Origin of the sequence: Janthinobacterium sp. BJB304 (genome assembly GCF_002735765.1) — a bacterium.
Taxonomy (GTDB): Bacteria; Pseudomonadota; Gammaproteobacteria; order Burkholderiales; family Burkholderiaceae_D; genus Janthinobacterium.
Map to the genome: position 1 here is coordinate 25,210 of NZ_PDZN01000011.1, position 22,915 is coordinate 48,124.

Genomic DNA, 22,915 nt, shown 5'->3' on the forward strand with positions numbered 1-22,915 from the left:
AAGCTGCTCCCGGATCGCGCCATGCCTAGTCATGATGCGAACCGGATGAGGGGTGGTGCTGACAGTTACTGAAACGCCACCTCCGCAAAACTGCGCAATTTTCGGCTGTGCAGCCGGTCCACGCCCTGGCGGCGCAGCAGTTCCACGGCGCGGATGCCGATGCGCAGGTGCTGGTCGACCCGTTCACGGTAAAAATGATTGGCCATACCGGGCAGCTTGATTTCGCCGTGCAGCGGTTTGTCGCTCACGCACAGCAATGTGCCGTACGGCACGCGGAAGCGGAAACCGTTGGCGGCGATCGTCGCGCTTTCCATGTCCAGCGCGATGGCACGGCTCTGGCTGAAGCGGCGCTCCGGCGTGCGCTGCGGCAACAGTTCCCAGTTGCGGTTGTCGGTGCTGGCCACGGTCCCCGTGCGCATGATGTGTTTCAGGTCGTGTCCCGTGAGCTGGGTGATTTCCGCCACGGCCGTTTGCAGCGCCTGCTGGATTTCCGCCAGCGGCGGGATCGGCACCCACAGCGGCAAGTCTTCGTCGAGCACGTGGTCTTCGCGCACATACGCGTGCGCCAGCACGTAATCGCCCAGGCTTTGCGTGGTGCGCAGGCCCGCGCAATGACCGAGCATCAGCCAGGCGTGCGGGCGCAGCACGGCGATATGGTCGGTGATGGTCTTCGCGTTGGCCGGTCCCACGCCGATATTGACCATGGTGATGCCGCTGCCGTCCGCGCGCAGCAGGTGATACGCGGGCATCTGCGGCAGGCGCGGCGGGGCGGCGCCCAGCGCATCCTCGCTCTCGACCGTCTGGCCCACACGGCGCGTGACCACGTTGCCCGGTTCGACGAAGGCGACGTAGCCATCGTCGTCCGATGGCGCGGCCGCATCGGGCGCGCGGTCCATCATGGCGTGGCCCAGGCGGATAAATTCGTCGATGTAGAACTGGTAATTGGTAAACAGGACGAAGTTCTGGAAATGCTGCGGCGAGGTGCCGCTGTAGTGGCGCAGGCGCTGCAGCGAGTAGTCGACGCGCGGTCCCGTAAACAGCGACAGGGGCTGCGCTTCGCCGTGCGCCGGTTCGTGCGTGCCGTTGGCGATGCCGTCGTCCATGGCCGACAGGTCGGGCAGGTCGAACAGGTCGCGCATGGCCAGGCGGCGGCCCGCATCCATATTGCCTTCGATATGGTCATGCTCGGCGAACGAGAAATGCACGGGGATGGGCTGGGCGCTCACGCCCACTTCCAGGTGCACTTTCTGGCCGCTGTTATGGTTTTTCAGCAGCAGGGTGAACTGGTCCAGGTAGTAATCGCCGAACAGGTCGGGGCGCGTCAGCGTGGTTTCAAACACGCCGGGGCCGGCGACAAAACCGTAGGCCAGCGGCGAGTCGGCGCGCGCCACGGTGTCGGTCTGGATGCGCACGAAGGGGTAGCAGGCGCGCACCCGCTCGTGCATGTCTTCGCCGGCGACAAAGCGCTGCAGCGCGTCGCGCAAGTGTTCGATGCTGCTGCGGTAAATGGCTTGCACCTGTTCCAACGCCAGGCGTGGATCGTCGAAGCGGGAGGAGGCGATGAAGGGGGGCGTAAGCAAGCGGATTCTCCTTGTAGCGGTTCGTGCATACCATTGTAAGGCAGCAAGGCAACTCATGTTGGCGCATGTCGGGGGCGCTTGACGGATTCAAATAGAATCTGTATTCTATTTGAATGGTCAGACTAGCCAAATTCAACGAAAACAACTTCATCGACAGCGCGATCGCCGTCGCCGCGCAGTGCGGCGTGGGCGCCGTGTCGATGGCTGCCATCGCCGTCAAGGCCGGCGCGCCCATCGGCTCCGTGTATCACCGCTTCGATTCGCGCAACGCCATCCTGGCGCGCGCCTGGCTGCGCGTGAAAAGCGACTTCCGCGAGGAAGTAGCCAGCCGCTGGCTCGGCGGCGACACCTGGGCCGGCGTGCACGGCTTGCTGGACTGGTGCCGGCGCAAGCCCGTGTACGCGCGCTTCCTGCTGCAATGCGCGGACAGCCCCGATTTCAGCAGTGGCCTCAGCGAGCAATTGCTGGCCGCCGTCGAAGAGGAACAGGCGGCGCTCGATGCCTGCTTCGTGCGCTGCGCCGAAGCCATGCCGGCCACCACGGAGCTTGACCTCGATCACATGCTGCTCAAATTCGTGCTGATCGATGCCCCAGTGGCCGTCGTCAAGCCTTACCTGACCCAGGAGCGGCCGATACCGGCCAGCGTCGACGCCATGCTGCGCGCCTCGCACGACGCCGTGCGCGGCTGGGCGACCCAAACCATCACACACTGACAAAGAAAAGAATCCCCATGCGCTATTCCACCCAGCTAGAACACGGCAAGAAAATCCCGCTGCACGACGAAGAAGGTTTTATCGGCATGCGCGCGGCCGGCCGCATCGCCGCCGACACGCTCGACTACATCGCGCCTTTCGTCAAACCGGGCGTGTCGACGGCCAAACTCGACGCCCTGTGCGAGGAATTCATGCGCGCCGCCGGCGCCATCCCCGGCACCATCGACTACCACGGCTACAAGCACGCCAGCTGCATCTCCGTCAATCACGTCGTCACGCACGGCATCCCGTCGGACACCAAGATCCTGAAGGCGGGTGACATCCTGAACATCGACGTGACGCCGAAATTCAACGGCTGGTTCGGCGACACCAGCCGCACCTTCAAGGTGGGCGCCGTGTCCATCCTGGCCAACCGCCTCGTCAACACGGCGTATGACGCCATGATGGCAGGCATCCACACCGTGCGTCCGGGCGCGACCTTGGGCGACGTGGGCGCCGCCATCGAGGCGGTGGCCAAGGCGCAGGGCTTTTCCTCCGTGCGCGACTTCTGCGGCCATGGCGTGGGCCAGGTCTTTCACGACACGCCGCAAGTGCTGCACTATGGCCGCGCAGGCACGGGCATCGTGCTCGAACCGGGCATGATCTTTACGATCGAGCCGATGCTCAACGTGGGCAGCTACCAGGTCAAGGTCTTGCCCGACAAATGGACGACGGTGACGAAAGACCGTTCGCTGTCGGCGCAGTTCGAGCATTCGCTGGCCGTGACGGAAACGGGCTTTGAAATCTTTACCCTGACCGGTTCGACCGAGCCGCTGGTCTGAGCATGGATGCGGCCAGTACCAGCCTGACGCAGCGCCTGCTGAACAAATACCGGCACGCTCCCGAAGATGCGCTGCAGCAGGTGGCGCTGGCCGTCCTGCAGCAGGAAGGCATCCGCGACGACAGCGTGCTGCGTTCTGAACGCATCGCGGCCCTGGCGCCGCCCGTCGCCCAAGTGCTGACCCTGGCCGAGTGGCTGGCCTACGTGGACTGGGAAGGCTTCGACAGTGCGCTGTACGCGAATATCGACGCGGTGGCGGCGTTCGTCGCCGGCGAATTGGGCCTGCCCGAGGCGGCCGCCAATCTGCTGCAAACGCGCGATGCGGCCGTGTTCGAAACGCAGCGCCCCGCGCTGGCCGCTGCAGCCTTGCTGTTCGTCGAACGCCACATCGCGCTCTTTCCCAGATAGCGGCCTGCGTCTTACAATGGCGGCAAGCACTGTTGCCCCATTTTGAAGACTTCCGCATGAGCGATTTTCCCGAAGATATCTACACCGAGCCGTCCGCCGACGTGCACACCTTGAACAACCTGGGGCCCCTGACCGGCATGGCCGGCATCTGGACGGGCACGCGCGGCCTGGACGTCAAGCCGAAAGCGGACGGTCCGCGCAAGCAGGCCTTCGTCGAGCGCATCGAACTGCAGCCGGTTGACCCCGTCACCAACGGCCCGCAGCTGTTCTACGGCTTGCGTTACTACATCCACATCACCAAGCCGGATCAAGTGAAAACCTATCATGAGCAGGTGGGCTACTGGCTGTGGGAGCCGGCCACGGGCGCCGTGATCCAGACCCTGGCCATTCCGCGCGGCCAGATCGCCATGGCGTCCGGCACGACGACGGCGGACGCCACCAGTTTCGAACTGGTGGCCAAGCGCGATTCGACGGCCTACGGCATCTGCTCGAACCCTTTCCTCGAACACGCATTCACCACCGTCGAATACCGGATCAAGGTCGATATCCACGCCGACGGCACCTGGGGCTACGATGAAGACACGGTCATGCTGATCCGCGGCAAGGACGAACCGTTCCACCACACGGACCGCAACCTGCTGACGAAAATCGGTGAGCCCACGCCGAACCCGATGGCCTTGCAGGCGCTGGCGGCGGCCGCTTAAGGCTGTCCCTGGGCGACGGCCTTGATCGCGCGTTCCTCGCCCATGGCGGCCGCGATTTTCCAGCGCTGCATGGCGCTGGCGCGGTCCGGGCGTTTCAAGCCCGCGCCTTCCCAGTCCATCAGTCCCAGGTTGTAGATGTCGCCCGCGCTGCCCTTGTCGGCGGCCAGGGTGAACCATTTGCGCGCTTCCTTGTGATTGACGGGAATCTGGTAGCCGCGCACGTGGTACAGGCCCAATAAGTGCATGGCTTGCGCATTGCCCTTGTTGGCCGCCTGTTTCAGCAGGTCGAGCCCGCGCGCCATGTTGCGCGGCTCTTGCCAGCCCTCGGCCAGCATCACGCCCTTCGCCGTCAGCGCATAGCTGTCGTTCTTCAGCAGGCCCTTGCCGACCAGGGGCTTGGCGGCCAGCTGGCGCGCTTCGCGCTGCTGCGCCGTCGGCGCCGTGACGGGGCCGGGCTTGCCTTCGCCCATCAGCAGCATCCAGCCATACAGACCATACGCGCCCGCGTCGCCCTTGCCGACCAGGCTTTCCAGCATGGCCAGCGCCTGTGTCTTGTCGCCATTTTCGTACAGCTTGACGGCCCTGGCGCTGCTTGCGTCCGGCGGCACGGCGGCCGGTGCATGGGGCGCGACGGGTGCCGAGGCCATGGCCGCCTGCTGCGGCGGCGCAGCGGGGCGCACGCGCACGGGCAAGCCATAGCTGGCGGCCAGCACGGCCACGCTGGCGGGCGCGAGGATCAGCACTTGCGCCAGCTGGTTGCGGCGTCCCTTGCCGGCGATGCCCATGGCGCGTTCGGCCTGCTGCTGGCCGCCCAGCGCTTCGCTCAGCACGCTTTTCACCTTGCGGTTGAACAGCCAGTAGCCGGCGCCCGTGACGAGCAAGCCGGCAACGGCGGCGGCCCCGCGGCCGGCGAAGAACCAGGCGGCGATGGCGGCGGCCAGCGCGGCCAGCGCGCTTTTCCACCAGAATTGCTTGGCCAGCCGCGTGTAGACCTGGCGCAAGGCACCGAGCACGCAGGTGCGCACGTTCTGCGCATAGTCGGCGGAAACGATATCGACATGGGCGTGGTCCGCGTCGCCGCTGAGGACAGACTCGATCACGTCCGCATTCAGTTCCGAGGCGGCCACGTCGCGCAGCGGCGTCAATAGCCCCTGCACGTGGGCCGAGAACAGGCCGTCGTCGGCGCTGCCGGCCAGCGCATCGCTGAGCGCCTTGAGGTCGCCGCGCAGCAGTTTTTCCACGATGTCGTCCAGCGTCAGCCAGCGCAAGTCCGTACCGTACGCCACCAGGTGGTGTTTTTCTGCATTGCACGATGCGTCCAGGCGCACGATACGCAGCTTGGCCGCATACAGGGCGTCGACTTCCTGCGGCTGGTCTTCATTGTAAATGCTCACTTTTGCCAGGGCCAGGCTGCTGGCAATGGCCGCCAGTGAGTGCACGCTCTCCTTGTCGCGGATGCGGCGCGCGTCATCGGGCGCCTGCTTGGGCAGGCTGACGCTGTAGCCGGGCGTCACGTGCACGTCGATCCAGGCCGCCGTGCCCACCTTGCCGGAGCCGTCGCACGGGTTGCAGCGCAAGTCGCCCGCGCCGCTGCAGGTGCGGCACGTGACCTTGCCGCTGGCGCGGCAAGTGCCGCAATTGATGTTGCCGGAACCGTGGCAGGTGTTGCACGTGACCTTGCCGTAGCTGCAATGGTAGCAATTGCGATGCTCGGTGCGGTATTGCGTGCGCGTTTCGCTGTGGTAGCTCGTGTGCGAGCTGCCGTTGCTGTAGGTGGTAGTGGGTACTTGCACCGTGATGTAATCGGTGACTTGCTCGGCCACGGTGCCGCTGCCGCTGCAATACGAGCACGACACCTTGCCGCTGCCGTAGCAGCCGTAACCGTCGCAGCTGACGGTGCGCCCGCCGTGGCAGTTCCAGCACGTTTCCGTCGTCGCGCCGTGGCAGGTGTGGCAGCCGATGCGGCCTTTGCCCGAACAGGGGATGCACGTATCGAGGTGCCAGTACTTGACGGCATGCGGCAGGTAGGCGCCCGCTTCGATAGCGTTGTAGGCCTGGTCCGCCTGGCGCAGGGCAGCGTCGAGCTTGCCCGCCGCGCGGCGCAGCCGTTCCTTTTCCTGCGCGTGAGCGAGCGCTCCCACCTCGTGGGAGCCACAGTGGCAGTCATTGCCCGAAGGAGAAAAATAGCCATTGATGACGCGCTGTTCGAAGCGCGCTTCGAGCGCGTAATTGGCTTGCAGGGAAAAATCCTGCAGCACGTCTTCCTCGCCCAGCGGCGTGATGTCCTGCGGCTCGAAACGCGTCTTGTCCTGCACCAGGGTGCGCAGCTTGCCCAATACGGTGGGGATGTCTTCCTTGCCGAGCGTGAGGGGCGCTGACGCCGCCACGGCCGTCTCTGTCACCTGCGGCGCATCCTCGCTGCCTGGGGTTTCATGGGCCGTGTCGGTGCTGGGGTTCATGCGCGTCCTTTTGCTCTCTGGAAAGATGTTTGAATTTTAGCATCCTCATATGACAAAGCATGACAAAGCGGAGCCGCTTTTTCAGCGCAGGCCGCGGCGGAACTGGTCCGGCGTGCCGCCGCTCTGGCGGCGGAACATGGCGATGAAGGCGGAGGCCGTGCTGTAGCCCAGTTCCAGCGCGATCGCCTGCACGGTTTCTCCCTGTTCCAGCAGGGGCAGGGCCGCCAGGAAGCGCTGGCGCTGGCGCCATTCGCCGAATGGCATGCCCAGCTCGCGCTGGCAGCGGCGCGCCAGGGTGCGCTCCGTGACGTGCAATTGCGCGGCCCACTCGGACAGTGAGCGGTTACTTCCCGGCTCCGCCTGCAGGGCGGCCAAGAGCGCCGCAATGACGGGCTCGTCACTGCCGGGCAGGTAGTTGCGGCTGCACGGCGCCAGCTGCAGCTGGTCGACCAGCACCTGCGCCAGGCGCTGGTCGGCTGCGGTGGCGGGCGTGGTGACGTTTCTGTCGGCGAAGTCGCCGAGGATGGCTTTGAGCAGGGGACTCAATACCAGCGCGCACGGCTGGGCCGGCAGCTGCGCGCACAGGCTGGCATCGATGTAGGCCGAGTGAAACACGACGTCCTGGCGGATATAGCCGTCGTGCAAGGTTTCCGGCGGTATCCACACGGCGTACTGGGGCGGCGACAGATAGCGCTGGCCCGCCACCATGATTTCCATCACGCCCGTGGAACAATACGTGAGCTGGCCCCACGGATGGCTCTGGTAATCGAACTGCTGGTGCGCGTGATAATCGTCGAGGCGAAAGTACACGGGGTAGGGCAGGGTGTCGGAAACGGCGGGGAAATGCTGGTTGCTGGCCATGGTGTCTTTGTCCTGTTCTTCGCATCGAATGTCCGATATGCATTATATCCATGGAATCAGACCATGCGAAAATGGCGGTATTGAAATCTGGAGTCCGCCGCATGCAAGCCAAGCATTATCTGTTTCCCGTGATCGCCGTGCTGATCTGGGCCATCAATACCATCGTGAGCAAGCTGGCTGTCGGCGTGATCGATCCGGCCGCCATCTCGTTCTTCCGCTGGCTGCTGGCCGGCGTGCTGCTGGCGCTCGTGTTTGCCCGTCCCGTGTGGAAGCAGCGGGCCGTGGTGACACCGTATCTGGGCAAACTGTTTGTGCTGGGCATGTTGGGCATGGTCATGTACCAGTGCCTTGCCTACATCGCCGCGCAAACGACGACGGCCACCAACATGGGTATCCTCGCGTCGATGATGCCGCTGCTGGCCGTGGGCCTGTCTGTGCTGGTGTTGAAAGAGGCGCCTACCGTGGGCGGCGTGTTCGGCGGCATCGTGTCCTTGCTGGGACTTGGCTACCTGCTCAGCCATGGCGACCCGGCCGCCCTGCTCGCCCATGGCGCGGCCTTGGGCGACGCCCTGATGCTGCTGGCCTGCCTGTCGTATGCGGGCTACGGCGTGCTGCTCAAGCGCTGGAAGATTCCCCTGAATAACTGGCATTCGCTGCTGATCCAGGTCTGGTGCGCCGTGCCCGTGCTGTTCGTGTATTACCTGAGCCAGTCGGCGCCGCCCGTCACCAGCGCCGGCTTGCCGCTGGTGCTGTTTGCCGGCATTCCCGCATCGATCATCGCGCCGTTTTTGTGGATGCATGGCCTGGCCAAGCTGGGCCCCAGCCGCGCCACCACCTTGATGAACTTGCTGCCCGTGTTCACGGTGATCATCGCCATGCTGTTTCTCGGTGAAACCTTGCACAGCTACGATGTGATCGGCGGCGGCGTGACCCTGCTGGGCGTGGTGATGGTGCAAACGCTGAAACGTTCCCTGCGCCGCGCCAGCGCCTAGTTTTTTTGCTATGCTGGTGTTTTTCACAAGGAGCCATCATGCCGGACATTGATACCCTGTTGAGCGAACTCGAAGCCTTCGGCAGCAGCAACGATGCGGCGCACACGGAACGCGCCAGCCGCATGCTCAACATCACGCGCGATACGGGCGAATTGCTGGCCGTGCTCGTGCACGCGCGCGGCGCGCGCCGGGTGCTGGAAATCGGCACCTCGAACGGTTACTCGACCCTGTGGCTGGCGCGCGCGGCGCAGGCGCTGGGTGGCAGCGTGGTGACGGTGGAAAAGGCGCAGGACAAGTTCGACATGGCGCACGACAACTTTGTGCGCGCGCAATTGCAGGGCGTGATCGGTCAGCTGCTGGCGGACGCGGGCGACGTGCTGCGCGATGCGGCGGACGGCGCCTACGATTTCATCTTCCTCGATTCCGCGCGCCAGCAATACGAACAGTGGTGGCCGCAGCTGGACCGCGTGCTGGCGGCCGGCGGCGTGCTGGTGGTCGACAACGCCAGTTCGCACTACGCGGACATGGCGCAGTTCCTTGACGCCATCCGCGCCGACAGCCGCTACACGGCGTGCCTGGCGACTGTCGGCAAGGGCGAATTCATCGCCGTCAAGTCCGGCAACTGATTATTCAGCGACGATAGCCGCTTCCAGCACGCGCACCAGCGATTCGACGCCTTGCGCGTCGACGTCATCGAAACGGCCGGTCAAAGGACTGTCGAGGTCGAACACGCCGACGATCTGGCCGTGCGCAAACACGGGCACGACCAGTTCCGAACGGGAATTGACGTCGCAGGCGATGTGGCCGGGAAAAGCGTGCACGTCCTGCACGACGATGGACTTGCCTTCGACCACGGTGGTGCCGCATACGCCGCGGCCCTTCTTGATGCGGATGCAGGCCGGCTTGCCCTGGAACGGTCCCAGCACCAGTTCCTCCCCCTTGAGGAAATAAAAGCCGGCCCAGTTCAGGCCCGGCATCGTGTGGAAGACCAGCGAACTGAAGTTGGCCGTATTGGCGATGAAGTCGGTTTCGCCCGACAGCAAGCCTTGCAGCTGCGAACGCAGGTCCGCATACATGGCTTGCTTGGCGGCGGGGGTATCGGTGGCGTAGGCGGCGTCGTTGAGGGTAAACGTCATGGTCGTGGTGGGGCGCAAAATGGGGAAGGCGCTATGGTAGCGCGTCTGGCGCATCCGCGCGCAGCCTTCACTTTGTCAGATGTTGTTGCGCCAGCCGGCGCAGCAGGGGCAGGGCCGCATGGCCGTGCTCTTTCCGCCAGGCCAGGCCGATGCCGGCCGCCAGTTCCTCGCCCTCCAGCAATGGCCGGTAGGCCACGCCAGCGAGGCGCAGCGCGCGGAACGAGTCGGCCAGCAGCGCCATGCCCTTGCCGGCCGCCACGTCGCCGAGCAGCACATGGTGGTCGGGCGCTTCGCGCAGGAAGGCGGGCGCGAAGCCATGGCGGCGAAACACTTGCTGGCAATGGTCGAAGAAGGCGGGCTGGCGCGCCCGTTCGAACCAGTAGACGGATTCCTGCGCGATATCAGACAGGCCCAGCTTGCGCTTCTTCGCCAGCCGGTGCCCGGCGGGCAGGGCCAGCATCATGGGCTGGCGCGCCAGCGGCTGCACGGCCAGTTCGAACGTGGCGCTGGGTAAAGCGAGCAGCGCCGCGTCGAGCTGGCCCTTGCGCACGCTAGCCACCAGGCGCGGCGACGGCGCCGCCGTCAGTTCCAGCCGGACATTGCCCATTTGCGCCTCCAGCGCCGCCAGCAGCGGACGGAACAGGCCGGCCGCGACGGAACTGGTCAGACCCAGGCGCAGGCGCGCCGGGACGGCATCGCGCTGCAGCGACGTTTGCGCCACCTCCAGCAAATCGAGGATGTGCAGTGCCTGCGGCAGCAGGGTGCGGCCCGCCTGCGTCAAGGCCACGCCCTGCGTGTCGCGCTCGAACAGGCGCGCGCCCAGTTTTTCTTCCAGTGTCTTGATGGCGCGCGACAAGGGCGGCTGGGTCATGTGCAATTGCTCGGCCGCCTGGCGAAAGTTCAGGCAGCGGGCAACGGCGCAAAACAGGGTCAGGGCGTGGGTGTCGAGGGCTCTCATACCAGAAAGGTATCACGAAATCGCGCATTCCCCCGCCAGCCGGCACGGCCTAGACTGGCTGCATCGAGTCAACACATGAGGAGAGCAGCATGCAACAACGACGGATCGGTAATAGCGGCTTGAACAGTTCGGCACTGGGCCTGGGCTGCATGGGCATGTCGGAATTTTACGGTGCCACGGACGAGGCGCAATCGATGGCCACCCTGGAAGCGGCCCTGGCGGCGGGCGTGACCCTGTTCGACACGGCCGACGCCTACGGTTTCGGCCACAACGAGCAATTGCTGGGACGTTTCCTGGCGCGCCACCCAGGCCAGGCGCTGGTCGCCACGAAGTGCGGCCTGGCGCGCGAGCCGGGCAGTTATGCGCGCCGCGTCGACAATTCCCCCGCCTACATCCGCCAGGCGTGCGAGGCGTCGCTGGCGCGCCTGGGCGTGGAGAGCATCGACCTGTTTTACCTGCACCGTCTGAACCTCGACACGCCGTTGGCAGAGTCGATGGGAGCGCTGGCGCAATTGCTGCAAGAAGGAAAAATTCGCGCCGTGGGCTTGTGCGAAGTGAGCGCCGCCACTTTGCGGCGCGCGGCGGCGCTCTGCCCCGTGGCGGCCGTGCAGAGCGAATACTCGCTGTGGACGCGCGAGCCGGAGCAGGGCGTGCTGGCCGCCTGCCGCGACGTGGGCGCCAGTTTCTTTGCCTACAGCCCGCTGGGGCGCGGTTTCCTGACGGGCGCCATCGCCGATGCGGCCAGTCTCGACGCGGGAGATTTCCGCCACTTCAATCCCCGTTTTGCCGCCGACAACCTGGCGCATAACCAGGCCATCGTCGCGCAGGTCAGGGACATCGCGCGCGCCAAAGGCTGCACGCCGGCCCAGCTGGCGCTGGCCTGGCTGCTGGCGCAAGGCGACGACATCATTCCCATCCCCGGCACCAAGCGCATCGCCTACCTGCACGACAACCTGGGCGCGCTGGCCGTGCGGCTGGACGGGGCGGAGCTGGCGGCGATGAACGCGGCCTTTCCCCTGGGCATGGCGGCGGGCGCGCGCTATACGGAGGAGGGCATGAAGGGCGTGGATGCCTGAAAAAAAGTGTCCCTAGCGTACGCCAGCGTACCTAACTGACGCTTTTCCTGCGGGATAATCGGCGACGATCTGCTAGCATTTGGCAGTGACTGCACGGTGCGCGTTGCACCGTGTTCAACGGTCAGGTATCCGATGAGGTGGATGTTGTTAGATGACGATATTTTCGATATAGAACTGAAATTATTGCTGGAGGGAATATTGCTGCGCTATCAGCACGATTTCCGCGATTATTCCGTGGCTTCCCTGCGCCGGCGCATGCGTCAGGCCATGGAGCGCTTCGGCTGCGCCAGCCTGTCGCAATTGCAGGACCGCATCTTGCACGAGCCGGCCATGTTCGCGCAGATGCTGCAATTTTTTACGGTGCAGGTGAGCGAGATGTTCCGCGATCCCGCGTATTTCCGCGCCTTGCGCGAAAAAGTCGTGCCCATCCTGCACACCTATCCTTCGATCAAGATTTGGGTAGCCGGCTGCAGCAGCGGCGAAGAGGTGTGGTCGCTGGCCATCTTGCTGGAAGAGGAAGGCTTGCTCGAGCGCAGCATGATTTATGCGACCGACATCAATGTGGAAGCGCTGGCCGCCGCGGAAGCGGGCATCTATCCGGTCGAGCGCATCGCCCAGTTCAGCGAGAATTATCAGCTGGCGGGCGGCAAGCGCTCGCTGTCCGACTATTACACGGCCGCCTACAAGGGCGCCATCTTTGACCGGCGCTTGCGGCGCCAGTTCGTTTTCGCCGACCACAGCCTGGCGACGGACAGCGTGTTTTCGGAGGTGCACATGGTTTCCTGCCGTAACGTGATGATTTATTTCAATAAAGATTTGCAGGACCGCAGCCTGGGCCTGTTCCACGAAGCGCTGGTGAACCGGGGCTTCCTGGGTCTGGGCATGAAGGAAAGCCTGCATTTCAGCCGCCATGCGGACAGCTTTAACGAGCTGAGCCCGGCCGAACGCATCTTCCAGCGTGCCTGACATGCTGCCGAGCTCCGACGTCGCGCCACCGCCGGCCGGCCTGCGCCTGATCGCCATCGGCGCTTCGGCCGGCGGCGTGGAAGCGCTGGGCATCGTGCTGCGTGCCTTGCCCGCCACCTGCCGCGCGGCCGTGGTGGTGGTGCTGCACCTGGCGCCGGGTCGCTCGAGCCAGTTGCCGCAGCTGTACGCGGAACGTTGCCAGCTGCCCTTGCGCGAAGCGCAGGACAAGGAACCGCTGCAGCCCGGCGTCGTGTATTTCGCGCCGCCCGACTACCACCTGCAAGTCGAATCCGATGGCTGTTTTTCCCTATCGCAGGAAGCGCCCGTGTATTTTTCGCGCCCATCGATCGATGTCTTGCTGGAAACGGCTGCGTATGCCTACCGGCGCGCCATGCTGGCCATCATCCTGACGGGCGCCTCGGCCGACGGCGCGGCAGGCCTGGCGCGGGTGCGGCAGCTGGGCGGCAGCGCCTGGGTGCAAGACCCGCAGCGGGCCAGTTGTGGCATCATGCCGGCCGCCGCGCTCAAGCTGGCCGGCGCCGACCGCGTGCTCGATTTGCCGCAAATGGCTGCCAGCCTGGCATTGCTCGGCGATGGCGAACACAAGTGAATGGGAATAGTGTAGTGCGTGTAATATATGTGAGAATTGAAACAATGTTTATGTCCATATCGAAACACGATGGCGTCTTGCCGTTGCGATGCCTGAAGATGATTCCGTGACCGCCCCTATTCATATCCTCGTCGTTGACGACATCGCGCAAAACCTGGTCGCCGCCGAAGCCGTGCTGGCGCGGCCCGGCATTGTCATCCTGAAGGCCAGCTCGGGCGCGCAAGCGCTGGAACTGCTGTTGACGCATGAAGTGGCGCTGGCCCTGATCGACGTGCAAATGCCGCAGATGGATGGTTTCGAGCTGGCCGAGCTGATACGCGGCAGCGAGCGCACCCGCAGCATCCCCCTGATTTTCCTCACGGCCGCGTCGCGCGAGCCGAGCTACAGTTTCCGCGGCTACGAGGCGGGCGCCGTCGACTTTCTCTACAAGCCCATCGACGTGAAAGCCTTGCAAAGCAAGGTGGCGGTGCTGGTGCAGCTCTACCAGCAGAAACGCGAATTGTCGGCCCAGCTCGACGAACTCAAGCATGCGCTGCACCTGAATGAACTGTTCACGGCCGTGCTGGGGCACGACTTGCGCACGCCCTTGTCGGTGGTGATGAACGGCGCCATGCTGTTGCCGATGATGAGCGACCACCCGAAGGTGATCGTCACGGCGCAGCGCATCGAAAGCAGCGCCAAGCGCATGGCGCGCATGGTCGACCAGTTGCTGGACCTGGCGCGCATCCGTTCCGGCACGATGGAGTTGCGCGGCAGCATGCACGACTACCTGGCGCTGGCACGCGCCATCGTCGAGGAATGCGAGACGGCCGGTCAGGCGCCGCTGGTCGAGGTTAGCAGCGTGGGCGAGCTGCACGGGCAATGCGACGCGGGCCTGCTGTCGCAAGTCATCTCGAATCTGTTAAACAATGCCATCACGCATGGCGAGCCGGGCGCGCCCGTGCAACTGGCCTTCGACGGACGGGACGCCGGCAGTATTGAATTGCGCATCGCCAATCGTGGCGTCATTCCCGCCACCTTGCTGCCGACCCTGTTCGAACCGTTCCAGCAGGCGGGCGAAAAGCGCCGGACGGGGCAGGGCCTGGGACTGGGCCTGTACACGGCAAACATGTTCGTTAAGGCCCACGGCGGCACGCTCGAGCTCAGTTCGACGGCCGCGCAGGGCACGCTGGCGACCGTGCGCATTCCGCGCCAGTGCCAGGTGTGCGTGCAAGCGGGACGGGCGACATGAGCGCGCCAGCCTGGCCGCGCGGCGGCGGCAGCATGGGGGAACTGGTGCGCCAGCGCGACTGGTCCGCCACCAGCTTGGGCGCCGTCGATGGCTGGCCCGCCCATCTGCGCACCAGTGTCGACATCGTGCTCAATTCGCCCATGGCGATGGTGCTGATGTGGGGCCCGCAGCACGTCATGATTTACAACGACGACTACATCCAGATCGCAGGCGAGCGCCATCCGGCGGCGCTTGGCGGCACGGTGCCGGGCATCTGGCCGGAAATCTGGGACTGGAACGCGCGCATCCTCGAAGCGGGACTGCGCGGCGAGACGCAGGTGCACCGCGAATGCTGTTTGCCGTTGTTGCGCGGCGGACAGCGCACGGACGTCTGTTTCGACCTGTTCTACACGCCCGTGCATGGCGCCGACGGCCAGGTGGACGGCGTGCTGTGCACGGCGCTGGAATTGACGGCGCGCATGGAGGAGGGGCGCCAGCTGAGGCTGGCCACAGCCGAGCTGGGCGAACTCAACACCACCTTGCAGGCCGAGAGCCAGGCCGTGCGCGCGGCCAACCGCCGCCTGGGCGAGGAGCGGGCGCTGCTGCGCGCCCTGTTCCAGCAGGCGCCGAGTTTCATGGCCCTGCTGCGCGGGCCGCAGCACGTGTTCGAATTGGCGAACGAGCATTATCTGCGTCTGGTCGGGCACCGCGATGTGCTGGGCAAGACAGTCGAAGCGGCCTTGCCTGAAGTCAAGGAACAAGGTTTCATCGAGCTGCTCGACCAGGTCTACCGCACGGGCGAACCTTACGAGGGGCGCCAGGTGAAGGTGGACTTGCAGGCGGCGGACGGGCAGACGGGCCAGCGCCAGATCGATTTCGTGTACCAGCCCATCAAGGATGAAGAGGGCGTGGTGACGGGCATCCTCGTCGAAGGCATCGACGTGACCGAACGCATGGAAGGCGAGGAGCGGCTGCGCCTGGCCCAGCAGGCCGGCGGCATCGGCACCTTCGAATGGTTCCCCGAGACGGGCGCGATGGTGGTGTCGCGCACGTTCCGCCGCCTGTGGGGCATTGCCGACGAGGTGGAAGTGACGGAACGCCTGCTGGTGAGCCTGGTTGATGCGCGCGACCAGCAAAAGGTCGGACCGAGCAAGCTTGACGTCGCGCCCAATCCCCTCGAATACGTCGAGTACCGCATCCGCCGCCCCGCCGATGGCGCGCTGCGCTGGATCGCTCGCCAGGGCGAGGTGGTGGCCGGCCGCATGCCGGGCCAGCGCCGCTACGTGGGCGTGTCGTTCGACGTGACGGAGCGGCGCCAGATCGAGGACGAACTCAACGCCAGCCAGGAGCGTATGGCGGCCATTTTCGGCCAGGCCTCGGTGGGCTTGTCCGAGCTGGGCCTCGATGGCAGTTTCCAGAGGGTCAACGGTGCCCTGTGCTGCATGCTGGGGCGTTCCGCCGAGGAACTGCTGAGCCTGAACATGAACGACATCATGCATCCGGCGGACGTGCCCGGCAACAACGTGCTGTTCCAGCGTCTGGTGGAAACGGGCGAGTCGTTTTCGCTGGAAAAGCGCTACCTGAAGCCCGACGGCACGCAAGTGTGGGTGTCGAGCAATGTCAGCCGCCTCGTCGATGAGCAGGGTCATACGCGTTCACTGATCGCCGTCAAGACGGACATCACGGACCGGCGCCGCGTGGAAAAAGCGCTGCATGAATTGAACGAAACGCTCGAGCACCGGGTCGAACAGGAAGTCGGTGAGCGCACCAAGGCCGAAGACGCGTTGCGCCAGGCGCAAAAGATGGAAGCCGTGGGCCAGTTGACGGGCGGCATCGCGCACGATTTCAATAATGTGCTGCAAATTATTTCCGGCAATTTGCACTTGCTGCAGCATCTGGCGGGCACGGATGGCCTCATGCGCCAGCGCCTGGACACGGCGATTGCCGCCGTCGAGCGGGGCGCCAAATTGTCGTCGCACCTGCTGGCCTTTGCGCGGCGTCAACCGTTGAAACCCGTGGTGGCCGACCTGGCCCGCGTGGTGCGCAACATGGATGCGCTGCTGCGGCGCGCGCTGGGCGAAGCGATCGACATCGTGCTGGTGGGCGGCGGCGGGCTGTGGAATACCCTGGTCGACCGCAGCCAGATCGAGAACGTCATCCTCAACCTGGCCATCAATGCGCGCGACGCCATGGATGGCGTGGGCAAGCTGACGATCGAACTGGGCAACGTCGTGCTCGACGAACAGTATGTGCACAATCTGGTCGACGTGCCGGCGGGCCAGTACGTGATGCTGTCGGTGACGGACACGGGCCGCGGCATGAGCGGCGCCGTGCTGCAGCGCGCGTTCGAGCCGTTCTTCACCACCAAGCCGGAAGGCGCGGGCACGGGCCTGGGCCTGTCGATGGCGTATGGCTTCGTCACGCAAAGCCGCGGCCATATCCGCATTTACAGTGAACCTGGCGTGGGCACGGGAGTCAAAATCTATTTGCCCCGTTCCCTGATGGCCGAAGCGGACGAGGAACTGGAATTGAGCGGCGTCGTCACGGGCGGCACGGAAACCGTGCTGGTAGTGGAAGACGACGTGGGCGTGCGCACCACCGTGGTCGATATGCTGGGCGCGCTGGGCTACAAGGTGCTCAAGGCCGAGGATGGCGAAAGCGCGCTGGCCGTGCTGCATAGCGGCGCGCAGATCGACTTGCTGTTTACGGACGTCATCATGCCCGGTCCCGTCAGCAGCACGGAGATGGCGCGCCAGGCGCGCGAGTTGCAGCCCGATATCGCCGTCTTGTTTACGTCGGGCTACGCGCAGGATGTCATTGTGCATGAGGGGCGTCTCGACGCGGGAGTGGAATTGCTCAGCAAGCCGTACCGGCGCGAAGAGCTGGCACGCAAGCTGCGTCATGTACTGGCCAACCGCCAGCAGCAAATGCGTGCGCGCCAGTTTGAACGGTCCGGCGCGCCGGTGGCCGGCATCCTGCCGACCGGCAGCGCGGCGGCCAGCTTGCTGGGAAGTGACACGCCGGGACTGGACTTGACGGGCCATGCTCCGGAACCGCAGGGGGACATGCCGACATCGATGAAAATACTTGTGGTGGAAGACAACCTCGATTCGCAGCTGATGGTGTGCGAACTGGTGGGCATGCTGGGCCATACGGTCAGCGGCGTGTCCGATGGCGAGGCGGCGTGGAAATTGCTCAACGAGCAAGACTTCGATATCCTGTTTACGGATGTCAGCCTGCCCGGCATGTCCGGCATCGCGCTGGCACGCATGGTGCTGCGCGATAAACCGGCCATGCGCATCATCTTTTCCACGGGCTATGGCAAGGAATCGATGGATGAGCTGGGTTTTTCCGCCAGTGTCTTGCGCAAGCCCTATGATTTGATGGAGTTGCAAGCGGCACTCGACCAACCTTGACGGGCACGCGCCGCTTCGGCCCGCCCGTCTCACACCTAGAGGTAAGGCATGACCCCTGAACTGACGATGCTGGCCGGTACCCTGGTGCTGGCGCTGGTGCAAATCCTGCTGCCCGCGCTGTTCCGCACGCGCGAAACAGGCACGGCCTATAACGTGAGCGCGCGCGACGGCGACGGGCCGCCCGTGGGCAAGATCACGGGCCGTTTGCAGCGTGCCCAGGCGAACCTGTTCGAAACCCTGCCTCTGTTTGCCGCCGCCGTGCTGATCGCCCACGTGACGGCGCAGGAAAGCGCGCTGACCCTGTACGGCGCCGCCCTGTATCTGGCCGCGCGCGTACTGTATCTGCCCCTGTACGCGTTCGGCGTGCCCGTCGTGCGTACGCTCGTGTGGTGCGTGTCGATTGCCGGGCTGCTGATGCTGTTCTGGGCCATCCTGTTCGCTTCCTGAATTCCTACGCTGGCTGTAGCAGCCGTCCTATGGTCGTACGCCAGACCCGGCCGTAAAGTGGCGGCAAGCTGGCGACTGGCGCCGGCATGTGAGGGACCGGACCACGATGGCGACTACCATTTCTGCAGTGAACGAAGCGGGCAGCGCCCGCCAGCGCAAGATCCAGCGTCTGCTGCGCGCCGTATTTGGCGTGGCGCGGCTGCGCGCGGGCCAGCAGGACGTCATCGACAGCGTGCTGGCCGGACGCGACACCCTGGCCATCATGCCCACGGGCAGCGGCAAGTCGCTGTGCTACCAGCTGCCCGCCGCTCTGTTGCCGGGTGCCACCGTGGTGGTGTCCCCGCTGATTTCTCTGATGAAGGACCAGCTGGAAAAGCTGCACGAACTGGGCATCACGGCCGTGCAGCTCAACAGCAGCCTGTCGTGCGCCGAGGAAGACGACGCCATCGGCCGCATCGCCCAGGGCGGCAGACTCATCATCTTTTGTACGCCGGAACGCCTCACCAATACCGCCTTCCTGTCGCTGCTGGCCGGCACGCCGCCCAGCCTGGTCGTCATCGATGAAGCCCATTGCATTTCCCAGTGGGGCCACGACTTCCGTCCCGCCTACCTGGACATCGCGGCCGCCCTGCGCGCGCTGGGCCGCCCGCCCGTGCTGGCGTTGACGGCCACGGCCACCGGGGAAGTAATGGACGATATCGATACGCAACTCGAAGCGCGCAAGCTGAACGTCATCAATACCGGCATCTACCGCGCCAATTTGCGCTACCGAGTGATCCAGGTCACGAATGCGGGAGAAAAACAGGACGAAGTCCTGCGCCTGCTGCGCGAAACGCCGGGCGTGGGCATCGTGTACGCGGCCACCGTCAAGGCCGTCGAAGACCTGGCGGCGCGGCTGGAAGCGTTGGGCGAGAGCGTCACCTGCTACCACGGCAAGCTGGCGGCGCGCGAGCGCAAGCACCACCAGGACTTGTTCATGGGCGGCGAGCGCCGCATCATGGTGGCCACCAACGCGTTTGGCATGGGCATCGACAAGCCCGACACGCGCTTCGTCATCCACTTGCAGGTGCCGGCCAACCTGGAAGCGTATTACCAGGAATCGGGCCGCGCAGGGCGCGACGGCTTGCCCGCCGACTGCACCTTGCTGTACTTCCAGGAAGACAAGCGGGTCCAGCAATTTTTTCTGGCGAAGCACTATCCCACGGCCGAGGAACTGGCCGCCATCGTGGCGGCAGCGCAAGAATTGCCGGCCACGTTTGCTTTCGCTGCGCTGGCGTCCAGCCTGCCCGATTTTTCCGACGGCCACCTGAAGGTATGCCTGAAACTGTTGAAAGACGGCAAGCTGCTGCGCCAGGACCGCAAGCTGGGCTACAGCCTGAAAGCGCCTTCGGCCAGCTCGCCCTCGTATGCGCAGCTGGCGCAGATCTACGTCGACAAGCAGGAGCGCGACAAACAGGCGCTCGAACAAATGGTGGCCTATGCGCAAAGCGGCTTGTGCCGCTGGAAACTGCTGCTCGATTACTTTGTCGATGCCGGCGATTTCGAGCGCTGCTGCACCTGCGACAATTGCCTGTCGCCGCCCGCGCTGGCCGCGCCCATTTCCCTCGACGAGTTGCCCCCGGTCCCGTCCCAAGCGCCATCGCCGCCGCCTGCGCCCCAGATCGCCGTCGGCAGCCGCGTGCGCGTGCCCCGCTACCAGATCGGTACCGTGCTGTCGGTGGCGGGCGACCAGGTCACGATTGCCTTTCCGGAAAACACCACGCGCACCTTCATGGCCGAGTTTGTCGCACCGGCGTGAACCCAGTGTGCGCTGTCTGACAGATGATCTGGCGCAAGAGCGCTAGAATCAGCCCATTCCAACGCGTGTCAACGCAGGGAGCAGGGCATGGCAGACATGGTAGTGGTGCGCAAGGAAGGCTTGTACTGTGTGCCGGGTCAGTTCTACATCGACCCGTGGCGCCCCGTCGAGCGCGCCATCATCACGCATGCGCACGCCGACCATGCGCGGGTCGGACACCGGCATTACCTGTGCGCCGCTCCCGGTGAGCAAGTGCTGCGCGCGCGTCTGGGCCCCGTGTCCGTCCAGGCACTCGCGTATGGCGAGACCATCGAACACCACGGCGTGCAGGTGTCGCTGCAGCCGGCCGGCCACGTGCTCGGTTCGGCACAGGTGCGCATGGAATATGGCGGCGAAGTGTGGGTGGCGTCGGGCGACTACAAGCTGCAGCCCGACCCCACCTGCCTGCCGTTCGAACCCGTGCGCTGCGACACCTTCATCACGGAATCGACTTTCGGCCTGCCCATCTACCGCTGGCAGGCGCCGCAGGAAATCTACGACGACATCAACCAGTGGTGGCGCAGGAATGCGGCCGAAGGGCGCACCAGCGTGCTGTTCTGCTATGCCTTCGGCAAGGCGCAGCGCATCCTGGCGGGCCTCGATGCCAGCATCGGCCCCATCATCTGCCATGGCGCGGCGCAAGCCCTGACGCAGGTCTACCGCGAGTCGGGCGTGGCCTTGCCCGCCACCGTGATGGTGGGCGAGGTGGCGGACAAGGCTGCATTGAAAACGGCGCTGGTGATCGCGCCCCCATCGGCGGCCGGCTCGCCGTGGATGAAGCGCTTCGGCGACTACAGCGATGCGTTTGCCAGCGGCTGGATGCTGCTGCGCGGCGCGCGCCGGCGGCGCGGCGTGGACAGGGGTTTCGTGCTGTCCGACCATGCCGACTGGCCCGGCCTGATGCAAGCGATCACGGCCACGCAGGCCGAACGCATCATCGTCACGCATGGCTCGATTCCCGTCATGGTGCGCTGGCTGCAGCAGAACGGCTGGCAGGCGGGCGGCTTCGAGACGGAATACGGCGATGACGAGGCCGATGACGGTGCGCCGGCTGCGTCCTCGGCGGCGGAGGACGTCAGCCATGCGTGACTTTGCCCGGCTGTACGCGGAACTCGACGAGACGACCTCCACCAGCCGCAAGCTGGCGGCGCTGCAAGCCTATTTTCGCGGCGCTTCGCCCGAGAACGCGGCCTGGGCTGTGTATTTCCTGGCCGGCGGCAAGCCGCGCCAGGCCGTGCCCACCAGATTGCTGCGCGAATACGCGACCGAACGGGCGGGCCTCGATGCCTGGCTGTTCGACGAGGCCTATCACGCCGTGGGTGACCTGGCCGAAACCATCGCCCTGATCCTGCCCGCACCCGCCAAACGCAGCGACGTCGGCCTGGCCGAGTGGGTCGAGCAGCGCATCGCACCGTTGCGCGGCGCGGCGCCCGACGCCATCCGCGACGCCCTGCTGGGGTACTGGGACGAGCTGGAAACGCGCGAACGTTTTCTGTTGATCAAGCTGATCGGCGGCGGCTTTCGCGTGGGCGTCTCAAAACTGCTGGTGACGCGCGCGCTGGCATCGATCGCCGCCGTCGACAGCAAGCTGATCGCCCAGCGCCTGATGGGCTGGACCGATGGCAAGGTCAACCCCACGGGCGCGGGATTCTTGAAGCTGATCGCCGCGCAGTCGGACGGCGAACATGCGCTGCGCGGCGGCCAGCCGTATCCGTTTTTCCTCGCGCATCCCTTGCAGGCGGGGCCGGAAAGCCTGGGCGACATCGGCGGCTGGCTGGCCGAGTGGAAATACGACGGCATGCGCGCCCAGCTGCTGCGCCGCGATGGCGTGAACTGGCTGTGGTCGCGCGGCGAGGAATTGATCACGGAGCGCTTTCCGGAACTGGCGCAGCTGGCCTTGCCCGAGGGTACCGTGCTCGATGGCGAAATCCTCATCTGGCAGCCGGGCGACGTGCCGGCGCCATTTGCCGATTTGCAGCAACGGATGGGCCGTAAAACGGTCTCGCCCAAGTTGCTGGCCGAGCTGCCCGCCGTGCTGGTGGCTTACGATGTGCTGGAACTCGATGGCGTGGACGTGCGCCAGCTGCCCCAGCTGGAACGGCGCGCGCTGCTGGAAAGCGTGGTGGCCGGCGTGCACTCTCCCGCGTTGCGCCTGTCGCCGCGTGTTGACGCGGCTAGCTGGGAGGCATTGGCCGCCATCCGCGAGGAATCGCGCGCGCGCGGCGTGGAAGGCCTGATGCTCAAGGCCGTGTCGGCCGCATATGGCGTGGGCCGCACGAAAGACGTGGGCACGTGGTGGAAATGGAAGATCGATCCGTATGCCATCGACGCCGTGCTGATCTACGCCCAGGCGGGCCATGGCCGCCGCGCGTCGCTGTACACGGACTATACGTTCGCCGTGTGGGATGACGTGGAGGAGGGCGGGCAGGGGGAGCGTAAGCTGGTGCCGTTCGCCAAGGCGTATTCGGGCTTGACGGATGCCGAGATCGGGCAGGTCGACGCGGCCATCCGCAAGACGACGATAGAAAAATTCGGCCCCGTGCGCAGCGTGCAGCCGACGATGGTGTTCGAGATCGGCTTCGAGGGCATCGCCGCGTCCAGCCGCCACAAGGCGGGCATCGCCGTGCGCTTCCCCCGCATCCTGCGCCGCCGCGAAGACAAGACAGTCGCCGACGCCGACACCCTGGCCACCCTGAAGGCCATGCTGGCGGGCGCCGCATGA

Annotated in this window: 20 protein-coding genes; 15 read left to right on the top strand and 5 right to left on the bottom strand. The window is 65.4% G+C overall.

Features of this window, described 5'->3' with window-relative positions:
* Positions 1–65 precede the first annotated feature (65 nt).
* On the bottom strand, positions 66–1,580 hold the full coding sequence (locus CSQ95_RS14530) for an AMP nucleosidase (RefSeq protein WP_070221052.1): 1,515 nt from the start codon (positions 1,578–1,580) through the stop codon (positions 66–68).
* A gap of 113 nt (positions 1,581–1,693) precedes the next feature.
* Between CSQ95_RS14530 and CSQ95_RS14535 the strand changes: the two genes are divergently transcribed.
* From CSQ95_RS14535 to CSQ95_RS14550, 4 genes are read left to right on the top strand one after another with little or no spacing between them, the layout of a single operon-like run.
* Positions 1,694–2,293, top strand: a complete 600-nt coding sequence (locus tag CSQ95_RS14535) for a TetR/AcrR family transcriptional regulator (RefSeq protein WP_070291842.1) — start codon at positions 1,694–1,696, stop codon at positions 2,291–2,293.
* A gap of 17 nt (positions 2,294–2,310) precedes the next feature.
* Positions 2,311–3,114, top strand: coding sequence for a type I methionyl aminopeptidase (map, locus tag CSQ95_RS14540; protein ID WP_070291841.1), 804 nt, complete (start codon positions 2,311–2,313; stop codon positions 3,112–3,114).
* 2 nt (positions 3,115–3,116) lie between these two features.
* Entirely contained in the window at positions 3,117–3,521 is a 405-nt protein-coding gene (locus CSQ95_RS14545; protein ID WP_099410019.1) for a hypothetical protein, read from the top strand.
* A gap of 56 nt (positions 3,522–3,577) precedes the next feature.
* Entirely contained in the window at positions 3,578–4,225 is a 648-nt protein-coding gene (locus tag CSQ95_RS14550) for an FABP family protein (protein WP_099410020.1), read from the top strand.
* Here the strand turns inward: CSQ95_RS14550 and CSQ95_RS14555 are convergent.
* On the bottom strand, positions 4,222–6,684 hold the full coding sequence (locus tag CSQ95_RS14555; RefSeq protein ID WP_099410021.1) for a tetratricopeptide repeat protein: 2,463 nt from the start codon (positions 6,682–6,684) through the stop codon (positions 4,222–4,224). The two genes, CSQ95_RS14550 and CSQ95_RS14555, sit on opposite strands and share 4 nt — an antisense overlap.
* Before the next feature lie 81 nt (positions 6,685–6,765).
* Positions 6,766–7,545 carry a helix-turn-helix transcriptional regulator gene (locus CSQ95_RS14560; protein WP_099410022.1) on the bottom strand — a complete coding sequence of 260 codons (780 nt, stop codon included), beginning with the start codon at positions 7,543–7,545 and terminating at the stop codon, positions 6,766–6,768.
* A gap of 101 nt (positions 7,546–7,646) precedes the next feature.
* Here CSQ95_RS14560 and CSQ95_RS14565 point away from each other — a divergent pair, with 101 nt between their 5' ends.
* Both CSQ95_RS14565 and CSQ95_RS14570 read left to right on the top strand, forming a co-directional pair.
* On the top strand, positions 7,647–8,537 hold the full coding sequence (locus CSQ95_RS14565; RefSeq protein ID WP_099410023.1) for a DMT family transporter: 891 nt from the start codon (positions 7,647–7,649) through the stop codon (positions 8,535–8,537).
* A 38-nt stretch (positions 8,538–8,575) separates the two neighbouring features.
* The gene (locus CSQ95_RS14570) at positions 8,576–9,163 is read left to right on the top strand and encodes an O-methyltransferase (RefSeq protein ID WP_099410024.1); all 588 of its coding nucleotides are present in this window, start codon (positions 8,576–8,578) and stop codon (positions 9,161–9,163) included.
* Here the strand turns inward: CSQ95_RS14570 and CSQ95_RS14575 are convergent, their stop codons facing one another.
* Both CSQ95_RS14575 and CSQ95_RS14580 read right to left on the bottom strand, forming a co-directional pair.
* Positions 9,164–9,673: a GAF domain-containing protein gene (locus tag CSQ95_RS14575; protein WP_099410114.1), complete on the bottom strand. Its 510-nt coding sequence runs from the start codon at positions 9,671–9,673 to the stop codon at positions 9,164–9,166.
* Positions 9,674–9,740: 67 nt separating this feature from the next.
* A complete protein-coding gene (locus tag CSQ95_RS14580) occupies positions 9,741–10,631 on the bottom strand; it encodes a LysR family transcriptional regulator (protein WP_257218054.1) in 891 nt (296 codons plus the stop codon).
* Between the two features lie 89 nt (positions 10,632–10,720).
* Between CSQ95_RS14580 and CSQ95_RS14585 the strand changes: the two genes are divergently transcribed.
* The 9 genes from CSQ95_RS14585 (at position 10,721) to CSQ95_RS14625 (ending at position 22,915) form a co-directional block, all read left to right on the top strand.
* The gene (locus CSQ95_RS14585; protein WP_099410025.1) at positions 10,721–11,707 is read left to right on the top strand and encodes an aldo/keto reductase; all 987 of its coding nucleotides are present in this window, start codon (positions 10,721–10,723) and stop codon (positions 11,705–11,707) included.
* Positions 11,708–11,848: 141 nt separating this feature from the next.
* Complete coding sequence (locus CSQ95_RS14590; protein ID WP_200899269.1) at positions 11,849–12,673, top strand: protein-glutamate O-methyltransferase CheR; 825 nt, start codon at positions 11,849–11,851, stop codon at positions 12,671–12,673.
* A gap of 1 nt (position 12,674) precedes the next feature.
* Positions 12,675–13,283 carry a chemotaxis protein CheB gene (locus tag CSQ95_RS14595; protein WP_070312853.1) on the top strand — a complete coding sequence of 203 codons (609 nt, stop codon included), beginning with the start codon at positions 12,675–12,677 and terminating at the stop codon, positions 13,281–13,283.
* Positions 13,284–13,389: 106 nt separating this feature from the next.
* Complete coding sequence (locus CSQ95_RS14600) at positions 13,390–14,514, top strand: hybrid sensor histidine kinase/response regulator (RefSeq protein WP_099410116.1); 1,125 nt, start codon at positions 13,390–13,392, stop codon at positions 14,512–14,514.
* Entirely contained in the window at positions 14,511–17,909 is a 3,399-nt protein-coding gene (locus tag CSQ95_RS14605; RefSeq protein ID WP_099410026.1) for a response regulator, read from the top strand. The genes CSQ95_RS14600 and CSQ95_RS14605 overlap by 4 nt, the downstream gene beginning before the upstream one ends.
* A 48-nt stretch (positions 17,910–17,957) precedes the next feature.
* Positions 17,958–18,356 (top strand): MAPEG family protein, encoded by a 399-nt coding sequence (locus CSQ95_RS14610; protein WP_099410027.1) that lies wholly within the window; start codon positions 17,958–17,960, stop codon positions 18,354–18,356.
* A 106-nt stretch (positions 18,357–18,462) separates the two neighbouring features.
* On the top strand, positions 18,463–20,154 hold the full coding sequence (locus CSQ95_RS14615) for an ATP-dependent DNA helicase RecQ (RefSeq protein ID WP_099410028.1): 1,692 nt from the start codon (positions 18,463–18,465) through the stop codon (positions 20,152–20,154).
* An 87-nt stretch (positions 20,155–20,241) separates the two neighbouring features.
* A complete protein-coding gene (locus CSQ95_RS14620; protein ID WP_099410029.1) occupies positions 20,242–21,282 on the top strand; it encodes a ligase-associated DNA damage response exonuclease in 1,041 nt (346 codons plus the stop codon).
* Positions 21,275–22,915, top strand: coding sequence for an ATP-dependent DNA ligase (locus CSQ95_RS14625; protein ID WP_099410030.1), 1,641 nt, complete (start codon positions 21,275–21,277; stop codon positions 22,913–22,915). The genes CSQ95_RS14620 and CSQ95_RS14625 overlap by 8 nt, the downstream gene beginning before the upstream one ends.